This window comes from Novosphingobium mathurense (genome assembly GCF_900168325.1).
In the GTDB taxonomy this organism is placed as follows: domain Bacteria; phylum Pseudomonadota; class Alphaproteobacteria; order Sphingomonadales; family Sphingomonadaceae; genus Novosphingobium; species Novosphingobium mathurense.
Window position 1 is genome coordinate 22,887 of record NZ_FVZE01000013.1, and the last position, 20,135, is coordinate 43,021.

A 20,135-nucleotide genomic window follows, 5' to 3' on the forward strand; every position below is an offset into this window, starting at 1 on the left:
ATTGCATGAGTGATACCCGCGAACACGAAGTATGGCACGGCATCGTGGCCGAGGCGGAATTTCCCGAAGAAGGCAAACTGTCGGCACAGGTCGATGGCTGGAGCGTCCTGGTCGTGAAGACAGACGACGGCTTCAATGCCGTCAACGACCGCTGCACCCATCAGGCGGCGATGCTCTCGCCCGGCCGCGTGCGGCGCGGGGCGATCATGTGTCCGCTGCACGGTGCGCGCTTCGAAGTGGCCACCGGCCGCTGCATCGGCGGTGCCTATGCCGACTTGCGCCGCTTTCCCCTGCGCGTCGAGAACGGCATGATCGAGGTCTCCCTGCCGGATCACGCGCCCGGACCGGACGAGCGCCCGGTCGTGACCTGACCGGTCCTGTCCTGTCCGCGCCGTGCCCTCGCATTAGCCATAGTAGGAATGCGGGCCTGACCCGTTAGGCTCGCGTTTCGAACAGAGCATCAATCGGGAGATACAGGATATGCCCTATACAGGCCCCTTCGAGGACCGCCTCGCCATTCGCGAACTGCTGGAGACGTATGCCGACGCGGTGACGCGCTGCGACGCCGAAGCCTGGGGCGCGACCTGGGCCGAGGATGCGCAATGGTCGCTGCCCGACTATCCCGAACTCGGCACGACTGTGGGCCGTGCGGCCATCGTCGCGATGTGGGTTGAGGCAATGAAGTCCTACCCCGGCATCATGTTCGAGGCATGGCCCGGTTCGATCGAGGTCGAAGGCAATACGGCAGTCATGCGCAGCTATACTTCCGAGGTCTACGATCAGGACGGCACGACCATGCGCGATCGCGGTGTCTACGAGGACACCTGCGTAAAGATCGACGGCAAGTGGCTGTTCAAGAGCCGTTCGTTCCGCAACATCCATCGCCAGCACGCGCCCAAGGGCTGTTGAGGCAGGCGATCCGTCGCATTAAGCAGAAGGCCCGGGATGATCCCGGGCCTTTTTCGTTTCGGCACGCATGGAGAGCGTGCGTTGCGCAAGTCAGGATAGTGCGCCCCTGACCAGATCGACGACATCGCCGGTGCGGCGGGACAGCACCGCCTTGGCCGAATAGAGTGCCGTGCCGAAGACCTGCTTCGCCTCGACCTTGGGCGGCATGACCAGTTCGTAGCGGTCGGTGACGACATCGAGCAGGGCAGGGCCCGGATGGGCGAGCCATTGCGCGACCGCGGTATCGAGGTCGCTGGCCTTCTCGACCCGGCGGCCCCAGAAGCCGATGACTTCGGCAAGGCGGGCGAAGTCCGGGTTCTTCAGGTTCGTATAGGCATCGAGCAGGCCCTCTACCTTCTGCTCCAGTTCCACGAACCCGAGCGAGGAATTGTCGAATACGCAGACCTTGATCGGCAGGTCCTCCTGGATCGCCGTGAGCAGGTCTCCGAGCAGCATCGACAGGCCACCGTCGCCCGACAGCGAGATCACCTGGCGGTCGGGCAAGGCGGCCTTGGCGCCCAGCGCCTGCGGCATGGCATTGGCCATCGTGCCATGGGTCAGCGAGACGACGGTGCGATTGCGACCCGTGGAGGGAACGTGACGCAGGCACCAGACCATCGGCGATCCGCCGTCGGCGGTCCAGATCGCATCGGCGTCGGCGTGGCGGGCAATCGTTTCGGTCAGGTACTGGGGATGGATGGCGCGATCGTCGTCGGCCTTCACATGGCGTTCCTGCTCGCTCACCGCGCGCTTGCGATGCCTGAGGCATTCGTCGAGGAAGTCGCGGTCTGCGCATTCGTCGATCAGCGGCAGCAGCGCTTCCAGCGTGTCGCCTACATCACCCACGGCGGCATGATCGACCGGGTGGCGTCGGCCCAGGTGCGTGCCGTCTATGTCGATCTGCAGGATCGTTGCCTTGTCCGGGTAGTACTGGCGCCAGGCAAAATCGCAGCCGAGCAGCAGCAATGTGTCGCAGTCCATCAGCGCGTGATAGCCGGCTTCGGATCCGAATATGCCGGTCATGCCCACGAGATTGGGATTGTCGTGTTCCAGAAAGTCCTTGGCCCGCGAGGTGTGGGCGACAGGGGCCTTGAGCTTCGCGGCCAAGGCCAGGACCTGTTCGTGCGCTGCCTCGCAGCCGGATCCTCCGTAGATCGCGACTCGTCCGCCGTCGTTGAGCGCATCGGCGAAGGTCTGCAGTTCGGCTTGCGAGGGCAGCGTCCGCGGTTGTGATCGATGGACGAGGAAAGGCGGCTCGTCGGGCGCATCGGCCTGCGACACGTCGGCAGGCACGATGAGGACGGCGACGCCCTTCTTCGCCAGTGCGGCCTGCGCCGCCATAGCCGTCTTGCGGCGGGCCTGCGCGGGTGTGCGGATCTCCTCGCAAAAGACGCTGCACGGGGCATAGACCTGCCGGAAGTCCACTTCCTGCGGGAACTCGAAGCCCAGTTCGTCGCGAACGATCTGGCTGGCAATCAGCACGACGGGCGCGCGGTTGCGGTGGCTTTCGAACAGGCCGTTGATGAAGTGCAGGCTACCCGGTCCGCATGAACCCGCGCAGGCGGCCAGTTCGCCCGTCAGCATGGCATCGGCGCCCGCGGCGAAGCCGCCGGCTTCCTCGTGACGGACGTGAATCCAGCGCATGTCGCTGCGCCGGATCGCGTCGGTGACGTGGTTCAGGCTGTCGCCGGGAACGCCATAGCATCGCCGGACACCGGCCTGCTGGAGCGTTTCGACGATAACGTCGGCGACCTTGGCGGACTTGATGCTGGGCATGGGGGAATCTCCGTGTTTCCCTTGGACAACCAGCCAGACCCCGCCGGGGTTTCGTGCATTGCGGACAATTCTTCGTGCCTTGTCTGTAAACGGCCCTCACGCAAAAAAGACGGGAGCCATCGGCCCCCGCCTTTTTGTGTCTTTCGATCGACAGGGCCGCCCGCAAGCGGCCCTGCGATCAGAAGCGCGTGGTGACCTGCACGGTGACCGTGCGCGGTTCGGCGCCGAAGCCGAGCTGGTCGGCATGCACGCCGCCCGGGGTGCCGGTGCCCGAACCGGTGTTCGGACCGTCGACGCCGCCGTTGATGTACTGCTTGTTGGTCAGGTTCTTGCCGATGACCGCCAGCTGCCAGCTGTCATCTTCTGCGCCGAAGCGCAGGCCGGCATCGAGCGTGGCATAGGAGCTGTTGCGCGAATGCGGGACGCCGAAGCCCTGGACTAGGTAGGAGGAACTGTAGCGCATGTTGGCGCCAAGGCCCGCCTTGAAACCGCCGCCAACCGGGGCGTCGTAGTTGAAGCCCACCGAGCCGGTCCAGTGCGGGGCCATGCCCAGTACCATTCCGTTGAGGTTCTGGCGAACGCCGGGCGTACCGCCGGTGATCTCGGCCGCCGTGAGGACGCGATAGCCGCCCGCACCGTCTGCGGTGAGGTTACAGCCTTCGTCCGGCGTCTGGCCCGCATAGCAGGGGGCGTCGGGGAAGCTGTCGTACTTGGCGTCGTTGTAGTTGAGGCTACCGTGCACGTTGAGGCCCGGAACCGCATAGGGCGCGAATTCGAAATCGAGCTCGACGCCCTTGGTACGCGCGTCGGCGGTCAGGGTCTGGAAGGCGATGATCGACGAGTTGAAGAAGTCGATCTGCAGGTTCTTGTACTTGTAGCTGTAGGCACCCAGGTTCAGGCGCAGCTGGTTGTTGAGCAGTGTCGACTTCACACCGGCTTCGAAGCCCTTTGCCGTTTCCGGATCGAACAGCAGGTCGACCGCCGGATCGCCGAAGGCGGAGTCGATGCCGCCGTTCGAGAAGCCGCCCGACTTGTAGCCGGTCTTGTAGGAGGCATAGAACATGACGTCCTGGATCGGCTTGTAGGTCAGCGAGACTTCCGGAGACCAGTTGGTGAAGGTCTGATCGCCCACGGTAGTGCGACCCTGTACCCACGCGGCAGCGAAGGAGGGGCTGACGTAAGGCTGTGAGAAGGCGCTCTTCTTGGTTTCGTGGGTGTAGCGCACGCCGCCGTCGAGTTCGAGGTTGTCGGTCAGCTTCCAGGTTACCTGGCCGAAGCCCGAGATCGTCTCACCCTTGGTGTAGCTGGTCTTGTACGCGTCGATGTACTGGAAGCGGCCGGCTTCCGGAATGTCCGAAAGGCTGAAGCTGACGAACTGCTCGAAGTCGCGCTTGGTTTTCTGGTAGAGCAGGCCGACCATCACGTTGAGCGGGCCGTCGAAGTGCGTGAGCGCGCGCGCTTCGTTCGAGAACGCCTTCCAGCTCGAGTTTTCGGTGGCCCACACGGAGAACGGATTGGCCTGGAATTCGCAGGCGCACAGCCAGCGGTTGTTGTTCCAGTTGTAGTTGGTGACGTTGGTCAGCGTGACGGTGCCGAGTTCATAGTTGAACGTGTTGGTGATCGCTGCCGAACGGTACTTGTTGTAGAGCTTGCCGTCGCCTGCATAGGGGAAGTTGGTCGCTTCCTCTGCCGGCATGTCGTTCTGGTGGGTCTGGAAATTCAGGCCGCAGGCATCGCCCGAAAGCGCGGTGAAGCCGGTCGGGCAGTTATAGGCGACGTAGTTGTAGCTCGAGTTGTTCGCCTTGTTGTAGTTGTAGGAAACCTTGAGCGTATTGGTGATCTCGCTGGTCGGTTCGTACTTCAGCGTGACGCGGCCGAGGAACTGGCGATTGCCCGGCTGGTCCGAACTGGTCGGGGTCGAAGTGAACGGGAGCAGCGCGAGGTCGTAGTCGCGCGACACGTTCTTGTAATAGCCGCCCCAGGCCTTGCTGCCGCGCAGGGCGACGCGAATACCCAGGTCGTCGGCCAGCGGGCCGGAAGCGACGCCTTCGAGCTCGGCTTCCTGCGCCTTGAATTCATAGCTGGCGCGGGCCTTGAACTCCCAGTCGGGGGTCGGGTCGGCGGTCTTGATCGAGATCACGCCTGCAGTGGCGTTCTTGCCGAAGAAGAGGACCTGCGGGCCCTTGAGGACTTCGACGCCGGCGAGGTCGAAGAAGCCTTCCTCGAGGATGCGGCCCTGGCCGTAATAGACGCCGTCGACGACCGTGGCGACCGACTGCTCGATGCCGATCGAGGTGGAGGACGAACCGATGCCACGCAGCGTGACCTGTGCGGCCGAGCCGTTCGAGGCGTGGCCGACGGTCAGGCTCGGCGTGGCGGCCGCGATCTTCTCGATGCTGGTGATGTCGCGCTGTTCAAGCGTCTGCGCCGAGATCGCGGTCACGACGACCGGAATGTCCTGCGCGCTTTCAACGCGCTTACGGGCGGTGACGACGATTTCGCTAAGGCCGGTGTTCTTGGTGGCCTCTTCGTTGCCGGTCGTGTCCTGGGCGAAGGCGGGCCCTGCAATGGACACGGTGGCAAATGCCGTGGACGCAAGCAGAATGGACTTGGGGAATTGCATATCAGGTACCTCCCATTTTTATAAATCGTTTGTTCGGTATCTATCTCCCGAAGCGAAATTGCAGTCCTCGCCAAACTGATAGGCCTATCAATTTGATGAGGTTCCGTGCCTTTCTTGCAACGGTCACCGTGCGCAGTATGAGGAGACCTGAATGACAACCTGCCATTACTGGCGTCTTGATCGCCATCCGCACGGGAATACTGATTTTTCCCAGTACCTTACGCTTTGCGAGGAAGTGCTTGCTCCGTTGGGCGACGGTGAAGTGCGCATTGCCGTCGATTATCTTTCGATGGACGCGGGCACCCGCATGTGGATGAGCCCGCGCACCGATGGCTATCAGCCGCCGCTGCCACTGGGCTCGAAAATGGTCGGGCTGTGCCTCGGTCGGGTGTGCGAAACCCGCGATCCCGCCTTTCCCGAGGGCGCTCTGGTGCGCGGTTTCGGGCAGTGGGCCGATTATGCCACCCTCACGCCGTCGCTGGCGGGGCTGGAGATCGTCGATGACACGATTGCCGATCCACGCCAGCATTTCGGCGCCTTGGGGATGAATGCCTGGACGGCCTATGTCGGGGTCAGGGAAGTGGCCGCGGTCAAGCCGGGCGAATGGCTGGCGGTTTCCGCCGCGGCCGGCGCGACCGGCAGCCTTGCGTGCCAGGTCGGCAGGAATCTGGGCGCCAAGGTCGTCGGCATAGCCGGCGGGCCGGACAAGTGCCGCTATCTGCTGGAGGAGCTCGGCTGCGATATGGCGATCGACTATCGCAGCGAAGACGTCGAAGGGCGGCTGGCGACGGTCGAGGGCGGGATCAATGCTTTCTTCGACAATGTCGGCGGGCCGATCCTCGATGCGGTTCTGCCGAATATGGCCCACTATGGGCGCGTGGCGATATGCGGTCTGGTGGCCGGCTACGACAATGACGCGCCGATGCCGGGGCCTGCGCGCTTCGACCAGATCCTCATGCGGCGCCTGCGTGTCGAGGGCTTCTTCATCCCCGATTTCCTTGAGCGCGGGGCCGAGTTCATGCCGCAACTGCGCCAGTGGATGGACGAGGGCAAGCTGTCGACGCGGTTCGACGAGACGCAGGGGCTGGAACACGTCCTTGTCGCCTACGAGCGCATGCTGACCGGCAAGAACATCGGCAAGGCCATCGTCAAGCTTTGACGGAAAAAGGATACCCGGGGCAGGGCGGGATGGCCGGCCCCGGGCACCATCGATTCACATCGCGGTGACGCCGCCGTCGACCACGAATTCGCATCCGGTGATGTAGCGGCTCTCGTCCGAGGCGAGGAACAGGTTCATGTTGGCGATGTCGAGCGGCTCGCCCATGCGTTGCATCGGAATGCCCGCGACGATCTGCTTGAAACCTTCCGGATTGTCCTTGCGCGCGACGTCCTGCATCGCGGTTTCGATCATGCCGGGATGTACCGAGTTGCAGCGGATGTTCTGGGCCGCGCATTCCTGCGCTATCACCTTGGAGAACAGGCGCACGCCGCCCTTGGCCGCGGCATAGGCGCCGCACATCTGCACGCCTACCAGGCCGGCGATCGAGGACAGGTTGATGATCGAGCCGCCATGGCCGACCTTGCGCATCAGCGCCACGGCGCGCTGGGTGCCGTAGAAGACGCTGTCGAGATTGACCCTGTTCTGCTTTTCCCAGTCCGCCGCCGTCAGTTCGGCGATCGGCTTGAGCACGGCGATGCCTGCGTTGTTCACGAGAACGTCGAGGCGACCGTGGCCGTCTTCGATCCTGCTGAAGATGCGGTCCCAGTCCGCTTCGCGGGTGACGTCCTGGGCGAGCGCCTCGGCCTGGCCGCCGCTTTCACGGATGGCTGCGGCGATGGCTTCGGCCCCCGTCACGTCAAGGTCGGTAAGGTAGACGAAGGCGCCTTCCTCGGCGAAGCGTTTGGCGGTTGCCCCGCCAAGCCCGCGGTCGGAGCCCGCTCCGGTTACCAGCGTGATCTTTCCTTCAAGGCGGCCCATCGTTCTACTCTCCTCTATTGTGGAAAGACGCGGAGAAACCCCATGGCTTCCCCGCGTCCCCCTTATGAACTTACGCCTGTCGGGGCGTGTCGTGGACTCAGTATCTGATACCGATCGTCGCGCCGTAGGTCCGTGGTTCGAGCGCCATGCCGAACGAGAAGAGGCCCGCGACGGTGAAGGCGTGCGTGGTGGTCTTTTCGTTGGTCAGGTTGCGACCGAAGACGCGGAAATAGGCTTCCGTGTCGCCGAGATCGAAGTTGAAGGTCAGGCTGCTGTCGACGAGATCCTGCGTGGTGGTGCGCACGCGCGGGTCGTTGCCGTTGACGATGACCTGGGTGACGTTGCCCGAACCGTCGGTGACCGGGGTCAGCGAGGCAGCCGAGATCTGTTCGTCATAGGGGCTGATGTGGCGCCAGCCGGCCGTGGCGACGATCTTGCCGAAGCTGGTCGGCACTTCGTAGTCGGCGTTGAGCGACATCGTGAACTTCGGCGCGTAGATCAGGCGGTTGGCCGAGTAGTCGAAAGGTACGATGTCGGTGCCAAGGACGCCGTCGGTGATGAAGTTGCGGAAGTGCGACTTCATGTAGGCGCCCGAAGCGGTGATCCGGAATTCCGGAGTGACCCGCAAGGAACCGTCAAGCTCGATGCCCTTGATGATCGCACCGCCCGGAACGTTGCCGGTGATCGTCTGGTTGCCGGTCGGGCCGCCGGGGACCGTCAGGTTCTGCTGCATGTTCTTGTAGTCGGACACGTAGCCGGCGAGGTTGATGTCCAGCATCCGGTCGAACAGCGATACCTTGGCGCCGACTTCGTAGGCGTCCACGGTTTCCGGCTGGAACGGAGTGCTCGCCGTTTCAGCCGTCGCTGCGCGGGGGCTGAAACCGCCCGAACGATAGCCGCGCGACCAGCTTGCGTAGAGCATGGTGTCCGGGTTGGGACGGTAGTCGATGCCGATCTTGGGGGTGAACTTGGTGAAGTTGGCATCGCCCGAACCGATCAGGCCCGACAGTTCGAAGGCATTGGTCAGCTTCTTGTTGTCGTGCGACCAGCGGCCACCGAAGGACAGGCGCCACTTGTCGGCGAAGGCCCAGTTGAAGTCGCCGAAGAACGCATAGCTCGTCGTCTTGCCGTTGACGAACTGCGGGTTGCTGTCGAACTCGTCCGCCGGCACGCTCTCATCGAAGCCGAAGAAGCGGGTGTACTGCGTGAGGTCGTACTTGGAGTGGAAGTAGTATCCGCCCACGACGTAGTCGAAGCCATCGAACAGATTGCCGGCGGCGCGCAGTTCCTGGCTCCACTGGGTGTAGTGCTGGCGGCGGTCGGCGTAATAGAGGTCGACCGAAGAACCGTCGAAGTCCTGGGTCTGCTTTTCGCGGCTGTGACGCCATCCGGTGATCGAGGTCAGCTTTACCGCGCCCGCATCGTAGTTCATCTGCAGCGTCGCGTCGGGAGCGTGATAGGTGCTCACCGCAGCCGAACCGAAGGTGGTGTAAAGGTCGGTCGTGTTGTTGCGGTTGCATTCCTCGGCCGGGATCAGGCCGCAGAACAGTTCCGAGCTGTTGGTCAGGTTGCTGACGACCGGATTGAACTTCTGGACCACGTTCTCGATGGTGAACTGCGCGTCGAAGGCCGAGCCGGTCGGCTGGAACAGCACGCTGGCGCCATAGCTGTCGCCCTTGCTCCAGCCGTCGCTCGTGTCGCGTGTGGCGTTATGGTAGAAGCCATCGGTCTCGTTGTGGAAGTACCACGCCTTTACGCCCCAGGTTTCGCCGTCGCCGTAGTTGGCGATTGCCTTGGCCGCCCAGGTGTTCCAGCGCCCGTAAGTGAATTCGGCCTTTACGCCGGGTTCCATCGTCGGCTTGGTACGGGTGATGTTGATGACGCCGCCGATGGTGTTCGCGCCGAACAGGGTGCCCTGCGGGCCGCGCAGAACTTCGATCTGGGCGATGTCGAAGGCATCCTGCAACTGGCCGGTGTTGGTACCGATCGTCACGCCGTCGACGACGACACCGACCGTCGGGGTCTGCGACTTCTCGATGTCGGCGTAAGTCAGGCCGCGGATCGAGATGTTGGCCGCCTGGGCGCCCGAGTTCTGCTGGGTGATGAGCAGGCCCGGGGCCGCGCCCTGCAGATCGCCGATATTCACGGCGGCCTTGTTCTCGAGCATCGCCGTATTGACGGCGGTAATCGCGATCGGGGTATCCTGCAGCGTTTCGGAGCGGCGGCGGGCCGAAACGATGATTTCGTTGGGGTTCGTCGTTTCCACGCCCTGGTCGGCGCTTTCCTGCGCGAAGGCGGGCAAGGTGATGCAGGTAAGGGCCGTGGTCGAGAGCGCAGCAAACCACGCTCCGCGAATTGTAGCGGATGCCATCAGTACTTCCTCCCTTGGGCCGAATTCTTCTTGGCCGTAAATTCCTTTTTACTATGTCGGATAATCAAGCTCTTGCCGACCTGCCAATTTGCACAGGTGCGTGCGATGATGTGAAGGTCGACCCAGTGATCCAACCGAAGGAGATCGATGCCATGGCAGCCAATCGGCGCTTCCTGCTTGTACGCAGGCCGCAAGGAACGCCCGTACCCGAGGATTTCGAGCTGGTCAGCGCGGACATACCCGCGCCGCCATCGGGGGGGATCGTGGTGCGCAACCATTATGTCTCGCTGGACCCCGCCCAGCGCGGCTGGATGGACGATGCGCCCAGCTACATGCCCCCGATCCCGCTTGGCGATCCCGTCCGGGCAACGACCGTGGGCATCGTTCATGCCTCCGACAACCCGGACTTCACCCCGGGGCAGTGGGTCATGGGTCTCAACGCAATCGAGGACTATTCGGTCGCGATGCCGGGGGGCTTTACCATGCCAGTCGACGTCGCTGCCGTTGCATCGCCCTCGAACTTCCTTTCGGCGCTGGGCGCGGTGGGCCTGACGGCCTACTTCGGCCTGCTCGAAGCGGGCAAGCCACAGCCGGGCGAGACGATCCTCGTTTCGGGCGCGGCCGGTGCGGTCGGTTCGGCAGTCGGGCAGATCGGCAAGATCGTGGGCTGCCGTGTCGTGGGCATCGCCGGCGGTCCGGACAAGTGCCGCCGCCTGATCGAGGACTACGGGTTCGATGCCGCGATCGACTACAAGGGCAAGGATGTCGAGACGCTTGCGGCCGAAATCGCCAAGGCGGCGCCGGATGGCGCGAACGTCGTGTTCGAGAATGTCGGCGGTATGGTCATGGAGGCCGAACTGTTCAACCTCGCGCTTCATGCGCGCATCGTCCTGTGCGGCCTGATCAGCGAATACAATTCCGAAGAGAAGATCGGGATGCGCAACCTGTGGCAGGTGCTTGCCCGCCGCGCGGTTGTGCACGGTTTCCTGATCGCCGACTATGCGGATCGCTTTGCCGAAGGCGGCGCGAAAATGGCGCAGTGGCTGGCCGAGGGCAAAATGCGCATCGACGAGGACGTCCAGGAAGGCCTGGAGAATGCCTACGATGCCTTCATGCGCCTGTTCAGCGGCGCCAATACCGGAAAGCTGGTCCTCAAGATCGCCTGAAAGAAGGAGGGGCGGCTCTCCTCCAGGCCGCCCCTCCAGCCTACCTCACGCCTTCATGACCGGTGCGGGGGTCTGACCGGTCTCGTCGAGGTAGTAGTCGACCCACTTGTGGAAGAACTGGTTACCCGGTTCGTTGCGGCCGAAGACCTGATGGGTCATCGCGCCGCTCTCCAGTCCGTTCTGGACCTTGAGGCCGAGGAAATAGTCCTCCTCTTCCACTACGTCGAAGAAGAAGTCGCACATCTCGTCCAGCGCCTTCATGCCTTCCTCGGTTTCGGGCCGGGTCGGGAACACGTAGTTCATCACCGTGACGTTTGCGTTCGCCTTTGCTCCGGGAAAGAGCTGGGCGAACTGGCACATCTCGGGTGCCAGGAAGAGCGCGAAATTGGGGAAGAGCATGCGAATGAAATCGTAGCCCCTGTTCTCCTGCGCGCCCCATTGATCGCGCGGCAGCTCGTGCAGGCCGGTGATCGCGTTCTGCGGGAAGCCGATCAGGATATGCGGCCCATGACCTTCGTAGATCGCCCGGTTCGAGGGCGAGCGGGTGGCAACGGTATTCGTGTGCGCAGCCTGAAAGTGGTATCCCTCAAGGTAGCCGTCGTAGGCGACCTTCCAGTTGGCGCCGCGCATGATCTTGGACTTGTGATAGTACCAGGTCTCCAGCTTGAGGGCGGCGAAGTGTTCGTACATGTCGCCCAGCCATGCGCGCGCATCGATCTCCAGATCCGGCGTCAGGATCACGAAGATCATGCCGGCCACCTCGTCGCAGGGCAGTTGCGTCATGTTGAGGGTGGAGCGGTCGACCTCGCCGAAGGTCGAGGCTTCGGCAATTCCGATGAGCTTGCCGTCGTTGGCATAAGTCCAGCCGTGATAGGGGCAGGAAAAGGCCCGGCAGTTGCCCTTGCCTTCCGGCGCGAGGTTGGCCGCGCGGTGCTTGCATACGTTGAGGAAAGCGCGGGCCTTGCCGTCCCGGGCGCGGGTGATCACGACCGGCAGGCCCATGACGTCCATGGCCTTGTAGTCGTTGACTTGCGGCAGCTCGATAGAAAGCGCCAGCATCAGCGGCAGGCGCTTGAAGATCCGCTCCTTCTCGCGCTCCCAGCGATCCTCGTCGAGGTAGTTGGCTACGGGCACGTGGAAGACATCGCTTGCCTGGTCGGTCGTGCGGGTTTCGACGAAGTGCAGCATGCGCTCTGCGGCATCGCCGTACTTGGCCATGAGGTCGGTCATCGTGGGGGCTCCCTCAGTCGTTGAGATAGGAGTCGAGCGTCTGGTGGAAGTGGCGGATGCGCACTTCCTGGTAGTCGCCCAGTTCGACGCGCTGGTTCTTCGAGGCTTTGAGGCCCTCGTGAGTCAGCTCCATGTTGGTCATGTCCTGATCGACGACCGCGCCCAGAACGCCCAGTTCAGGCGCATCCGACCAGTCTTCGTCCTCACCCAGCATGTGCATCGGCACCCCGGCCGGGCGCGGCTGGCCCTGGGGCACGCGGGCGATCACGCGCACTTCCATCAGGCAGCGGTCCTGATCGGGCCAGGGCCGCCAGCGGTAGACGATGTTCGGCATGAACCCGCCCCAGGGCGCGAAGTTGGGGAAGACGTTGTAGACCAGGGCGTCGAGCAGCTCGCTTTCGGAAACCTGCGAGTAGTCGCCGCCGAACATCTTCTCGGAAGTCTGGCGCATCGCGTCGCCCAGCGCCTGACGGGCGGTCCTGCCTTCGGGCAGGTCGATCGCGTGGCCGTCCTTGTTCTCCTCGTAGTTGTCGGCCGAGCGTCCGTTGAACTTGCGAAACTCGTCGACGATCCACTGTTCGGAAAGCTTCATGTCGGACACATGCGGGCTCACCACGCCGAAGGGCGTGTAGTTCACGTTCACGTGAGGCGAGAGCACATGGTAGGCGGCGTTGGCGTCGCCTGTGAAAGGCATGAGCTGGGGGTGCGTGACGTAGGCGTGATAGCTTTCCATGAAGGCTTCCATGGTGATCTTCCAGTTCGCCTTCACGACCTTGCCCACCCAGGCGACCGTCACGCATTCCTCGTGGCGCCAGCGCTTGAAGAACTCGGGCAGCGGCTCGAGGAACTCCTCGAGGCTGGGCCCTTCATCGCTTTCGCGCACGAAGATGTAGCCGCCCCACTGGCCAATGTGGGCCTTGGGCAGTTGCATCTTCTCGTCGGTCAGATGGCCGAAGTCCCAGCGGCAGGGAATGTTGCGCAGACTGCCGTCGGTGTTCCATGAAAAGCCGTGGAACGGGCAGACGAACTGTTCGACGCTGCCGCTGTGGGTCTTGAGCTTGCGGCCCCGGTGGAGGCAGACGTTGTGGAACGCTTTGACGCTGCCGTCTTCCTGACGCACGATCAGGTAGGAACGACCGGCGTTCTCGTAGGTCACATAGTCGCCCGGCTCGGGCAGGTCTTCCTCGCGCGCGGCGAATTGCCACACGCGCGGCCACATCCTTTCCGTCTCCGCACGAAAGAATTCCGGGTCGTAGTAGCGCGATGCGTCGATGGCTTCGGAGCCGAGGTATCGGTATTGGTCCTGCGCGACGAAGGCGGGCGGGGCCACATCGTCTGCGGCCAGGATGTCCTCCCAGCCGGGGCCTGGGCAACGCGCCTTGTTGAAACTTTCGCGAGAATCGAAATCTGCCATTGGTGCCTCTCCGCATGTCTTGGAGAGACAGATCCCATAATCGGGCACCGCCGCGCTTGATTCAGGTCAAGAACGGGCGCTGGACGGGCCTGTTCTTTTTGCTAGGGAGTCGCTCAAAACGGGCGATTTCATCGATTTACCGGCAAGACTGCCGGATTTTTCAGGACCAAAAAAACGGGCTCCGAAAGGGAGCCCGCCGTAAGTATCCGGTTAGGGAGGATTATCGATCAGAACTGGACGCGCTTGGTGAAGCCGCCGTCGATCACGATGTTGGCGCCGGTCATCGCCTTGCAGGCAGGCGATGCGGTGAAGACGATTGCATTGGCGAGCTCTTCCCCGGTCGTCATGCGGCCAGCGGGAATGGCGCCGACGATCTGGTTGTAGAAGTCGGGCATGGCGTCCTTGATGTGCGCCCAGGGGCCGTCTTCGGTCCAGACCGGGCCGGGTGTGATGCAGTTCGCCCGGATGCCTTCTGCCGCGAAGGACTGGGACATGGCGGCGCAGTAGTTCATCACAGCGGCCTTGATCGAGTTATAGGGCTGCACGCCCATGAATTCCTCGACCGCGCCGGTCGAGCTGATGCACACGATCGAGCCGTCTTCGGACTTGGCGAGGAACGGACGTGCAGCAGCGATGCCGCGGCGCATCGGCAGGATGTCGGCATTCAGGATGGTCTGCCAGCCTTCGTCGGTGTCCTGCCCGGGGTTGGCCGAGGTGAAGCTGATGAAGATGTCGCAGCCGCCCAGGGTGTCGGCTGCCTTCTCGACAAAAGCAGGCACGGCGGCCGGATCGGTCACGTCAAGCGCTTCGCCGTACGCATTGACGCCATGCGACTGGATCTCGCCGATTACGTTGTCGACCTTGCCCTGCGAACGACCGCAGATGGCGACGTCGCATCCTTCGGCAGCCAGTGTTCTGGCGACGACGCGGCCGATGCCGCCATTGGCGCCCAGCAGGATGGCCTTCTTGCCCTTCAGTCCGAGATCCATGTGATCAGCTCCTCTGCCAATGCCGGACATGCGTGCCCGGCTTCTTCGCGAATGCTTCCTTTCGCCGCTGGAGATCATGGGGGCCACTACACTTTTGATCAGGAATGCAGGTCCGGCGCGCGTGCTAGCTCTCTGCTGGACAAGACGATCAAGGAGAGAGCCATGGCACGACTGCAAGGCAAGAGAGCGGTCATCCTGGGCGCCAGCAGCCCCGACAACATGGGTCAGCACATTGCCCGCCGCTTCATGAAGGAAGGTGCGAGCGTGCTCGTTTCCGGGCGCAAGGAAGACGTGCTCAAGCAGTTTGCCGAAGAGACCGGCTGCGAATGGGTGCCTTGCGACCTGACCGACGAGGCCAGCGTCAATGCCCTGGCCGATGCCGCGCAGGCGAAGCTTGGCGGTATCGACATTGCCGTCAACGCGACCGGCTGGGGCCTGCTCAAGCCGTTCCTCGACACGACGCACGAGGACCTGGTGGCGATGACTGACCTTCAGTACATCGGTCCTTTCCATTTCTGTCAGGCGATGCTGCGCAAGATGATGCGCAGCAATGGCGGCGGGGGCGGCTCGATCATCCAGATCAGCTCGGCGACTGCCACGATCATGCTCAACGACCATGCCGCCTACATGGGAACCAAGGCGGGCACGGACCATGTGATCCGCTGCGTGGCCCACGAATTCGGCAGCGAGGGCGTGCGCGCCAATTCGATCTCGCCGGGACTTACCGACACGCCGATGACCGCACATGCCAAGGAAGTCCCCGGCGTGTTCGACGCCTTCCTGGCCGGATATCCGCTTGGTCGGATCGGCACTTCGGACGATATTGCCGCCGCGGCCGTTTGGCTCGCCAGTGACGAGTGCTTCATGACCGGCGAAAATCTGCAGGTGAACGGCGGCCTGACCTTGCGGCGCAATCCGATGAACAGCGAGATCGAGGCTGCGGTGGTGGCCGCGGCTCAGGCGGCCAAGTGAGCGAAGTGCAGATTCCCGCGACGGTCGCTCCCGATGCGGTCGACGCCTGGGAGCACGAGGTCGACGTCGTCATCGTCGGGCAGGGCGTTGCGGGAACTTGCGCGGCTCTGGAAGCGCATCGCGCCGGGGCCGAAGTGCTGATCGTCGAACGCGCTTCGGGTGGCGGGGGCGCCAGTGCGATGTCCTCGGGCATCTTCTATCTCGGCGGTGGGACAGCGGTGCAGGATGCCGCCGGCTACGAGGACAGCGCCGAGGACATGGCGCGTTTCCTCATGGCAAGCTGCGATCCGCTCGATCCCAATGCGACACTGGCGTTCTGCCGCGACAGCAAGGACCATTTCGACTGGCTGGAAGAGCAGGGCGTTCCCTTCGAGCGAACCTATTTCCCGGGCAAGGCAGTCTATCTGCTCGACACCACCTGCCTGATGTGGACCGGCAATGAAAAGACGTGGCCCTACCGAGAGGTCGCCAAGCCCGCACCTCGCGGTCACAAGGTGGCAGGACAGGGCGAGAATGCCGGCTCCGAAGGCATGAAGCCGCTGCTCCAGCGCTGCATCGACGAGGCCATCCCGGCGATCTACGACAGCGCCGTGATTGCGCTGGTGCAGGACGCGGACAGGCGCGTCATGGGCGTGCAGGTCAAGCAGTCGACCGGCACGTTCTTCGTCAAGGCGCGGCGAGGAGTGGTCATCGCCTGCGGCAGCCACAACCTGTGCAAGGAACTGCTGGACGAGCACCTGCCGCTCCTGACCGAGACCTCCGAGCCGCTGGCGATCCCCAGCAATGACGGTGCGGGCGTCAGGCTGGGCATGTCGGCAGGCGGCTATGCGGTTTCGATGGACGGACTGATCCCGACCGGCTCGATCTACCCGCCGGGCCAGCTGATCAATGGCATCATCGTCAACCGCAACGGCGAGCGCTTCGTGGCCGAGGACGTTTATCACGGCCGGCTCGGCAATTTCGTGATGGAACAGCCGGGGCAGACCGCGTACCTGATCCTCGACAGCGAGGTCTTCGCCTACCCGGAAAACCCCTTTGCCAAGCACCAGCTCGTCGACGGCTGGGAAACGGTCGGAGAGATGGAGGCGGGGCTGAACCTGCCGACCGGATCGCTGGTCAGGACCATGGCCGAATACAGCGAGGACGCGGCGAAAGGGGAAGACCGTCGCTTCCACAAGCATCCCGACTGGCTCAAGCCGCTGACCGCCGGGCCCTATGCCGCGTTCGACATCAGTTTCGACAAGTCGACCTACCTGTTCATCACGCTCGGCGGGATCAAGACCGACGAGCAGGGCAGGGCGCTGGACCTGCGCTCCAATGCCATCCCCGGCCTCTACGTGGTAGGCGCGAGTGCAGCGCACATTCCGCGCACCGGCAAGGCCTATGCGAGCGGTCTGAGCCTTGGTCCGGGCAGCTATTTCGGCCGCCGCGCCGGACGCCACGCGGCGGGGGCGAACTGGGGCTGATACTGAGACTCTTGCCGTTGCCCCGGACTCGATCCGGGGCCAGCCTTTTTCGTGTGGTTGTGGGCAACACGCGCGGTTCCAGCCTGCGCCGGGACGACGGAAGGGTTGCGTTCAACGCCAAGGTCCCTGGCGGAGCGATCCAGACGCTCGGGCGCGTCGGCCCCCGGCTCAATTTTCCGAAGGGGCCGCGATGCGTTCCTTCACGTCGGCACGCAGGATGTCCTTGCGCACTTTGCCCGAGGCGGTGCGGGGGAAGTCCTCGCGGAATTCGAAGCGTTCGGGAATTTTCTGCTTGGCCAGCCCGCTGGCGAGCACATGCGCCACAAGATCGTCGGACGTCGGAACGCTGCCCTCGGCGATGATGTAGGCGCACACGCCTTCGCCGAGCCGGTCGTGCGGCATCGCCACCACGGCGGCCTCGCGGACAAGGGCATGGCCGTGCAGCACGTCCTCGATCTCCTTGGCGGAGATGTTCTCGCCGCCGCGGATGATCAGGTCCTTCTTGCGCCCGGTAATGGTGATCGCGCCTTCATCGGAACGCACGCCGAGGTCGCCGGTGCGGAAATAGCCGTCGGTAGTGATCGCCTCGCGGGTCTGGGTTTCGTCGGCATAGCCCAGCATCATGGCGGGGCCGCGGGCAAGGATTTCGCCTTCGCTGCCGTCCGGAAGGTCCTTGTCCTCATGATCGACGATCCGCACTTCGTAATCGACGATGGCGCCATCGGTGGTTGCCGCAAGGCTTTCCACGTTGGGCCAGCCGAAGGTGACGAGCGGCACTTCGGAAGCGCCGAAGACGCGGAAGGCGCGGCAATTGGCGAAGGCGGCATTGGCGGCCGGGATCAGGTCGTTCGGTACGGCAGCGCCGCCGCACGCGAAGAAGCGGAAGCTGGGCAGGCGGTTGCCGCTGGCCCGTGCCGCGGCAGCCAATTCGACGAGGAAGGGTGTTGCCGCGACCGTTCCGACCAATTGGTGGCGGTCGATCAGCGCAAGCGCTTCCTGCGCGTTCCAGGCTTCCATCAGCACGGTTCGCGTGCCGCAGATGAACGGCGCCTCGAGGCCGTTGGCGTAGCCCGAGACATGGGTGACGGGCGAAGGCATAAGCGTCGCTTCGCCTCCGACGAGGCCCCAGTATGCAGCACTTTCCCGCAAGATTCGGGCTATGGATACGTGGCTGTGCAGCACGCCCTTGGGACGGCCGGTGGTGCCCGAGGTATAGAGCACCATCTTGACGCCGAGCGGATCGACTTGCGGCCGGGCAAAGCGCAAGGCGCGGCCTTCCTCGACCAGGGAGGCGTAGTCGTCCGCGCCTTCTCCGCGCACGGTGAAGATGTGCTGCAGTTCGGGCAGGCTGCCCTTGATGCGGCGCGCCATTGCGGCAAAGTCGTACTTGCGGAACGAGGAAGCGACGAAGAACGCGCGCGCCCCGCAATCCCCCAGCATGATCGACACTTCGTGATCGCGGTAGATCGGTACGATCGGATTGATGACGAGGCCGGACATCGCGGCGGCGAGGTTGATGACCATCGCTTCGCGCCAGTTCGGCACCTGGAAGGCGATCACGTCTCCGGGCCTCAGGCCCCGCGCGTGCATGGCGGCCGAGAGCGCCTCGGCTTCGGCAACCGCTTCTGCCCGCGTCATCGAGACGTCGCCGTCGAGCAGTGCGACGAAGTCGGGATCTGCTTCGGCCAGCGCCGTCGCCTGCTGCGCGATGGTATGTTCGTCCCAGACCCCCGTGCCGGCGTAAGCGGCAAGGTGGGGTGGGGGGATCTCTAGCCATGCCCAGGGAGGGCTCTTCCTCTCAACCATGAAACCTGACTGCCCTTGCTGCGCCTTGCGGCCAACTGTCCAAAAGGCAAGGGAACGAAGCAAGAGAAGATTGCGGCAGCGGCGATCCGGGCCGGACAAGCGATCGGGCCATTATTTCCCATGGCCTAGCAACTCTAGCAGCTTGTTCGGGATCGGCGTCTCGCACAGGATCGCGTTGAATCAAATTGGGAGAACAGCTTTGGACCGCGTCCAGCGCCTTGGCGACGTCGCCGAAATCATGCTCGATTACGTCGAGAACAAGAAGACCTTCATGACCGACAAGACGCTGAAGGTCCCGTCGAGCAGCTACACTGACAAGGACCAGTTCGACGCTGAAATCGAGTTGATCTTCAAGCGCGTACCGCTGATGCTGGCGTTCACGGCCGAACTGCCCAATCCCGGCGATTACAAGGCGATGGACGCGATGGGCGTTCCGGTCCTGATCAATCGCGACAAGCAGGGGCAGGTGCACGCCTTCCTCAATGTCTGTTCGCACCGCGGGGCGCCGGTCGCCGACCAGGGCAAGGGCAACTGTTCGCGCTTCACCTGCAAGTACCACGCCTGGACCTACGGTGCCGACGGGCGCCTGATCGGGATTTCCGAGGCGAGCACCTTTGGCGATGTCGACAAGTCGCAGATGGGCCTGCGCGTCCTGCCCTGCGAAGAACGCGCCGGTATGATCTTCGTGTGCCTGACGCCCAATGCGCCGATGGACCTCGACAATTACTTCCGCGGTTACCTCGAGGATTTCGAAGCGCTCGACTTCGCCAACTGGACGTACCTGGGCAACCGCACGATCGAGGGCGCAAACTGGAAGATCGCTTTCGACGGGTATCTTGAAGGCTATCACTTTCAGTCGCTGCACCCGGAAACGATCTTTCCGCGCACGCCGTCGAACACGATGCATTACGAAGGCTTCGGCCCGAACATGCGCATCGGCTTCCCGCAGCATTCGATCGCCGATCAGCTCAAGGACGTCCCGCGCGACAAGTGGGGCGAGTGCGAGAACAACGGCTACGACTTCGTGCGCATCTTCTTCCCCAACGTCTCGATCTTCGTCGCGCCGGAAATCACCCAGGTTGCCCAGCTGTTCCCCGGGCCGACGCCGGATCGCAACCGCACCGTCCTCAACTATCTGCGCCGCGAGCCGGTGCAGGACGAGGCCGACCGCGAAAAGGTCGAGGCGGCGATGAACTTCTTCCGCGACGTCACGTACGAGGAAGACTACGTGATCGGTCTGGAGATCCAGAAGGGGCTCGAAAGCGGGGCGCATGACGACATCACGTTCGGCCGCAACGAACGCGGCAACCAGTTCTTCCATGAATGGCTGAACTGGTATCTCGAAGACGACGAGACGCTTCCCGAACCGCAGATGTAAACAGTGGGGCGCAAGGCC

At 63.5% G+C, this 20,135-nt stretch carries 15 protein-coding genes; 7 read left to right on the forward strand and 8 right to left on the reverse strand.

What is annotated here, in order from left to right; genetic code table 11:
- The first annotated feature begins 5 nt into the window (after window positions 1-5).
- Both B5483_RS20965 and B5483_RS20970 read left to right on the forward strand, forming a co-directional pair.
- The gene (locus B5483_RS20965) at window positions 6-371 is read left to right on the forward strand and encodes a Rieske (2Fe-2S) protein (RefSeq protein ID WP_079731862.1); all 366 of its coding nucleotides are present in this window, start codon (window positions 6-8) and stop codon (window positions 369-371) included.
- Window positions 372-480: 109 nt separating this feature from the next.
- Window positions 481-909, forward strand: a complete 429-nt coding sequence (locus tag B5483_RS20970) for a nuclear transport factor 2 family protein (RefSeq protein WP_079731863.1) — start codon at window positions 481-483, stop codon at window positions 907-909.
- A gap of 90 nt (window positions 910-999) precedes the next feature.
- On the opposite strand, the gene B5483_RS20975 is transcribed toward B5483_RS20970, so the two are convergent.
- The gene (locus B5483_RS20975; protein ID WP_079731864.1) at window positions 1,000-2,724 is read right to left on the reverse strand and encodes a thiamine pyrophosphate-dependent enzyme; all 1,725 of its coding nucleotides are present in this window, start codon (window positions 2,722-2,724) and stop codon (window positions 1,000-1,002) included.
- A 178-nt stretch (window positions 2,725-2,902) separates the two neighbouring features.
- The gene (locus B5483_RS20980; protein ID WP_079731865.1) at window positions 2,903-5,347 is read right to left on the reverse strand and encodes a TonB-dependent receptor; all 2,445 of its coding nucleotides are present in this window, start codon (window positions 5,345-5,347) and stop codon (window positions 2,903-2,905) included.
- A 151-nt stretch (window positions 5,348-5,498) separates the two neighbouring features.
- Here B5483_RS20980 and B5483_RS20985 point away from each other — a divergent pair, with 151 nt between their 5' ends.
- Window positions 5,499-6,506 (forward strand): NADP-dependent oxidoreductase, encoded by a 1,008-nt coding sequence (locus tag B5483_RS20985; RefSeq protein ID WP_079731866.1) that lies wholly within the window; start codon window positions 5,499-5,501, stop codon window positions 6,504-6,506.
- Between the two features lie 54 nt (window positions 6,507-6,560).
- On the opposite strand, the gene B5483_RS20990 is transcribed toward B5483_RS20985, so the two are convergent.
- Together B5483_RS20990 and B5483_RS20995 are read right to left on the reverse strand one after the other, a co-directional pair.
- Window positions 6,561-7,325, reverse strand: a complete 765-nt coding sequence (locus B5483_RS20990) for an SDR family NAD(P)-dependent oxidoreductase (RefSeq protein WP_054948255.1) — start codon at window positions 7,323-7,325, stop codon at window positions 6,561-6,563.
- A 97-nt stretch (window positions 7,326-7,422) separates the two neighbouring features.
- The gene (locus B5483_RS20995; protein ID WP_054948256.1) at window positions 7,423-9,696 is read right to left on the reverse strand and encodes a TonB-dependent receptor; all 2,274 of its coding nucleotides are present in this window, start codon (window positions 9,694-9,696) and stop codon (window positions 7,423-7,425) included.
- A 152-nt stretch (window positions 9,697-9,848) separates the two neighbouring features.
- On the opposite strand from B5483_RS20995, the gene B5483_RS21000 reads away from it, so the two are divergent.
- A complete protein-coding gene (locus B5483_RS21000; protein WP_079731878.1) occupies window positions 9,849-10,862 on the forward strand; it encodes an NADP-dependent oxidoreductase in 1,014 nt (337 codons plus the stop codon).
- 45 nt (window positions 10,863-10,907) lie between these two features.
- Here B5483_RS21000 and B5483_RS21005 read toward each other — a convergent pair whose 3' ends face one another.
- The 3 genes from B5483_RS21005 to B5483_RS21015 all read right to left on the reverse strand — a co-directional run bounded on the left by B5483_RS21005 (window position 10,908) and on the right by B5483_RS21015 (window position 14,495).
- Window positions 10,908-12,092, reverse strand: coding sequence for an aromatic ring-hydroxylating oxygenase subunit alpha (locus B5483_RS21005; RefSeq protein ID WP_079731867.1), 1,185 nt, complete (start codon window positions 12,090-12,092; stop codon window positions 10,908-10,910).
- A 13-nt stretch (window positions 12,093-12,105) separates the two neighbouring features.
- On the reverse strand, window positions 12,106-13,506 hold the full coding sequence (locus B5483_RS21010) for an aromatic ring-hydroxylating oxygenase subunit alpha (protein WP_079731868.1): 1,401 nt from the start codon (window positions 13,504-13,506) through the stop codon (window positions 12,106-12,108).
- 227 nt (window positions 13,507-13,733) lie between these two features.
- Complete coding sequence (locus B5483_RS21015) at window positions 13,734-14,495, reverse strand: SDR family NAD(P)-dependent oxidoreductase (RefSeq protein WP_054948259.1); 762 nt, start codon at window positions 14,493-14,495, stop codon at window positions 13,734-13,736.
- Between the two features lie 162 nt (window positions 14,496-14,657).
- Here B5483_RS21015 and B5483_RS21020 point away from each other — a divergent pair, with 162 nt between their 5' ends.
- A complete protein-coding gene (locus B5483_RS21020) occupies window positions 14,658-15,467 on the forward strand; it encodes an SDR family NAD(P)-dependent oxidoreductase (RefSeq protein WP_079731879.1) in 810 nt (269 codons plus the stop codon).
- Window positions 15,464-16,933, forward strand: a complete 1,470-nt coding sequence (locus B5483_RS21025) for an FAD-dependent oxidoreductase (RefSeq protein WP_079731869.1) — start codon at window positions 15,464-15,466, stop codon at window positions 16,931-16,933. The genes B5483_RS21020 and B5483_RS21025 overlap by 4 nt, the downstream gene beginning before the upstream one ends.
- A gap of 168 nt (window positions 16,934-17,101) precedes the next feature.
- On the opposite strand, the gene B5483_RS21030 is transcribed toward B5483_RS21025, so the two are convergent.
- A complete protein-coding gene (locus tag B5483_RS21030; RefSeq protein WP_079731880.1) occupies window positions 17,102-18,739 on the reverse strand; it encodes an AMP-binding protein in 1,638 nt (545 codons plus the stop codon).
- A gap of 199 nt (window positions 18,740-18,938) precedes the next feature.
- Between B5483_RS21030 and B5483_RS21035 the strand changes: the two genes are divergently transcribed.
- Complete coding sequence (locus B5483_RS21035) at window positions 18,939-20,117, forward strand: aromatic ring-hydroxylating oxygenase subunit alpha (RefSeq protein ID WP_079731870.1); 1,179 nt, start codon at window positions 18,939-18,941, stop codon at window positions 20,115-20,117.
- Window positions 20,118-20,135: the final 18 nt, after the last annotated feature.

Bases quoted from the DNA above. Each gene is read 5' to 3' on its own strand.
- B5483_RS20965 (WP_079731862.1), top strand. From the start codon at position 6: ATGAGTGATACCCGCGAACACGAAGTATGGCACGGCATCGTGGCCGAG.
- B5483_RS20970 (WP_079731863.1), top strand. From the start codon at position 481: ATGCCCTATACAGGCCCCTTCGAGGACCGCCTCGCCATTCGCGAACTG.
- B5483_RS20975 (WP_079731864.1), bottom strand. From the start codon at position 2,724: ATGCCCAGCATCAAGTCCGCCAAGGTCGCCGACGTTATCGTCGAAACG.
- B5483_RS20980 (WP_079731865.1), bottom strand. From the start codon at position 5,347: ATGCAATTCCCCAAGTCCATTCTGCTTGCGTCCACGGCATTTGCCACC.
- B5483_RS20985 (WP_079731866.1), top strand. From the start codon at position 5,499: ATGACAACCTGCCATTACTGGCGTCTTGATCGCCATCCGCACGGGAAT.
- B5483_RS20990 (WP_054948255.1), bottom strand. From the start codon at position 7,325: ATGGGCCGCCTTGAAGGAAAGATCACGCTGGTAACCGGAGCGGGCTCC.
- B5483_RS20995 (WP_054948256.1), bottom strand. From the start codon at position 9,696: ATGGCATCCGCTACAATTCGCGGAGCGTGGTTTGCTGCGCTCTCGACC.
- B5483_RS21000 (WP_079731878.1), top strand. From the start codon at position 9,849: ATGGCAGCCAATCGGCGCTTCCTGCTTGTACGCAGGCCGCAAGGAACG.
- B5483_RS21005 (WP_079731867.1), bottom strand. From the start codon at position 12,092: ATGACCGACCTCATGGCCAAGTACGGCGATGCCGCAGAGCGCATGCTG.
- B5483_RS21010 (WP_079731868.1), bottom strand. From the start codon at position 13,506: ATGGCAGATTTCGATTCTCGCGAAAGTTTCAACAAGGCGCGTTGCCCA.
- B5483_RS21015 (WP_054948259.1), bottom strand. From the start codon at position 14,495: ATGGATCTCGGACTGAAGGGCAAGAAGGCCATCCTGCTGGGCGCCAAT.
- B5483_RS21020 (WP_079731879.1), top strand. From the start codon at position 14,658: ATGGCACGACTGCAAGGCAAGAGAGCGGTCATCCTGGGCGCCAGCAGC.
- B5483_RS21030 (WP_079731880.1), bottom strand. From the start codon at position 18,739: ATGGTTGAGAGGAAGAGCCCTCCCTGGGCATGGCTAGAGATCCCCCCA.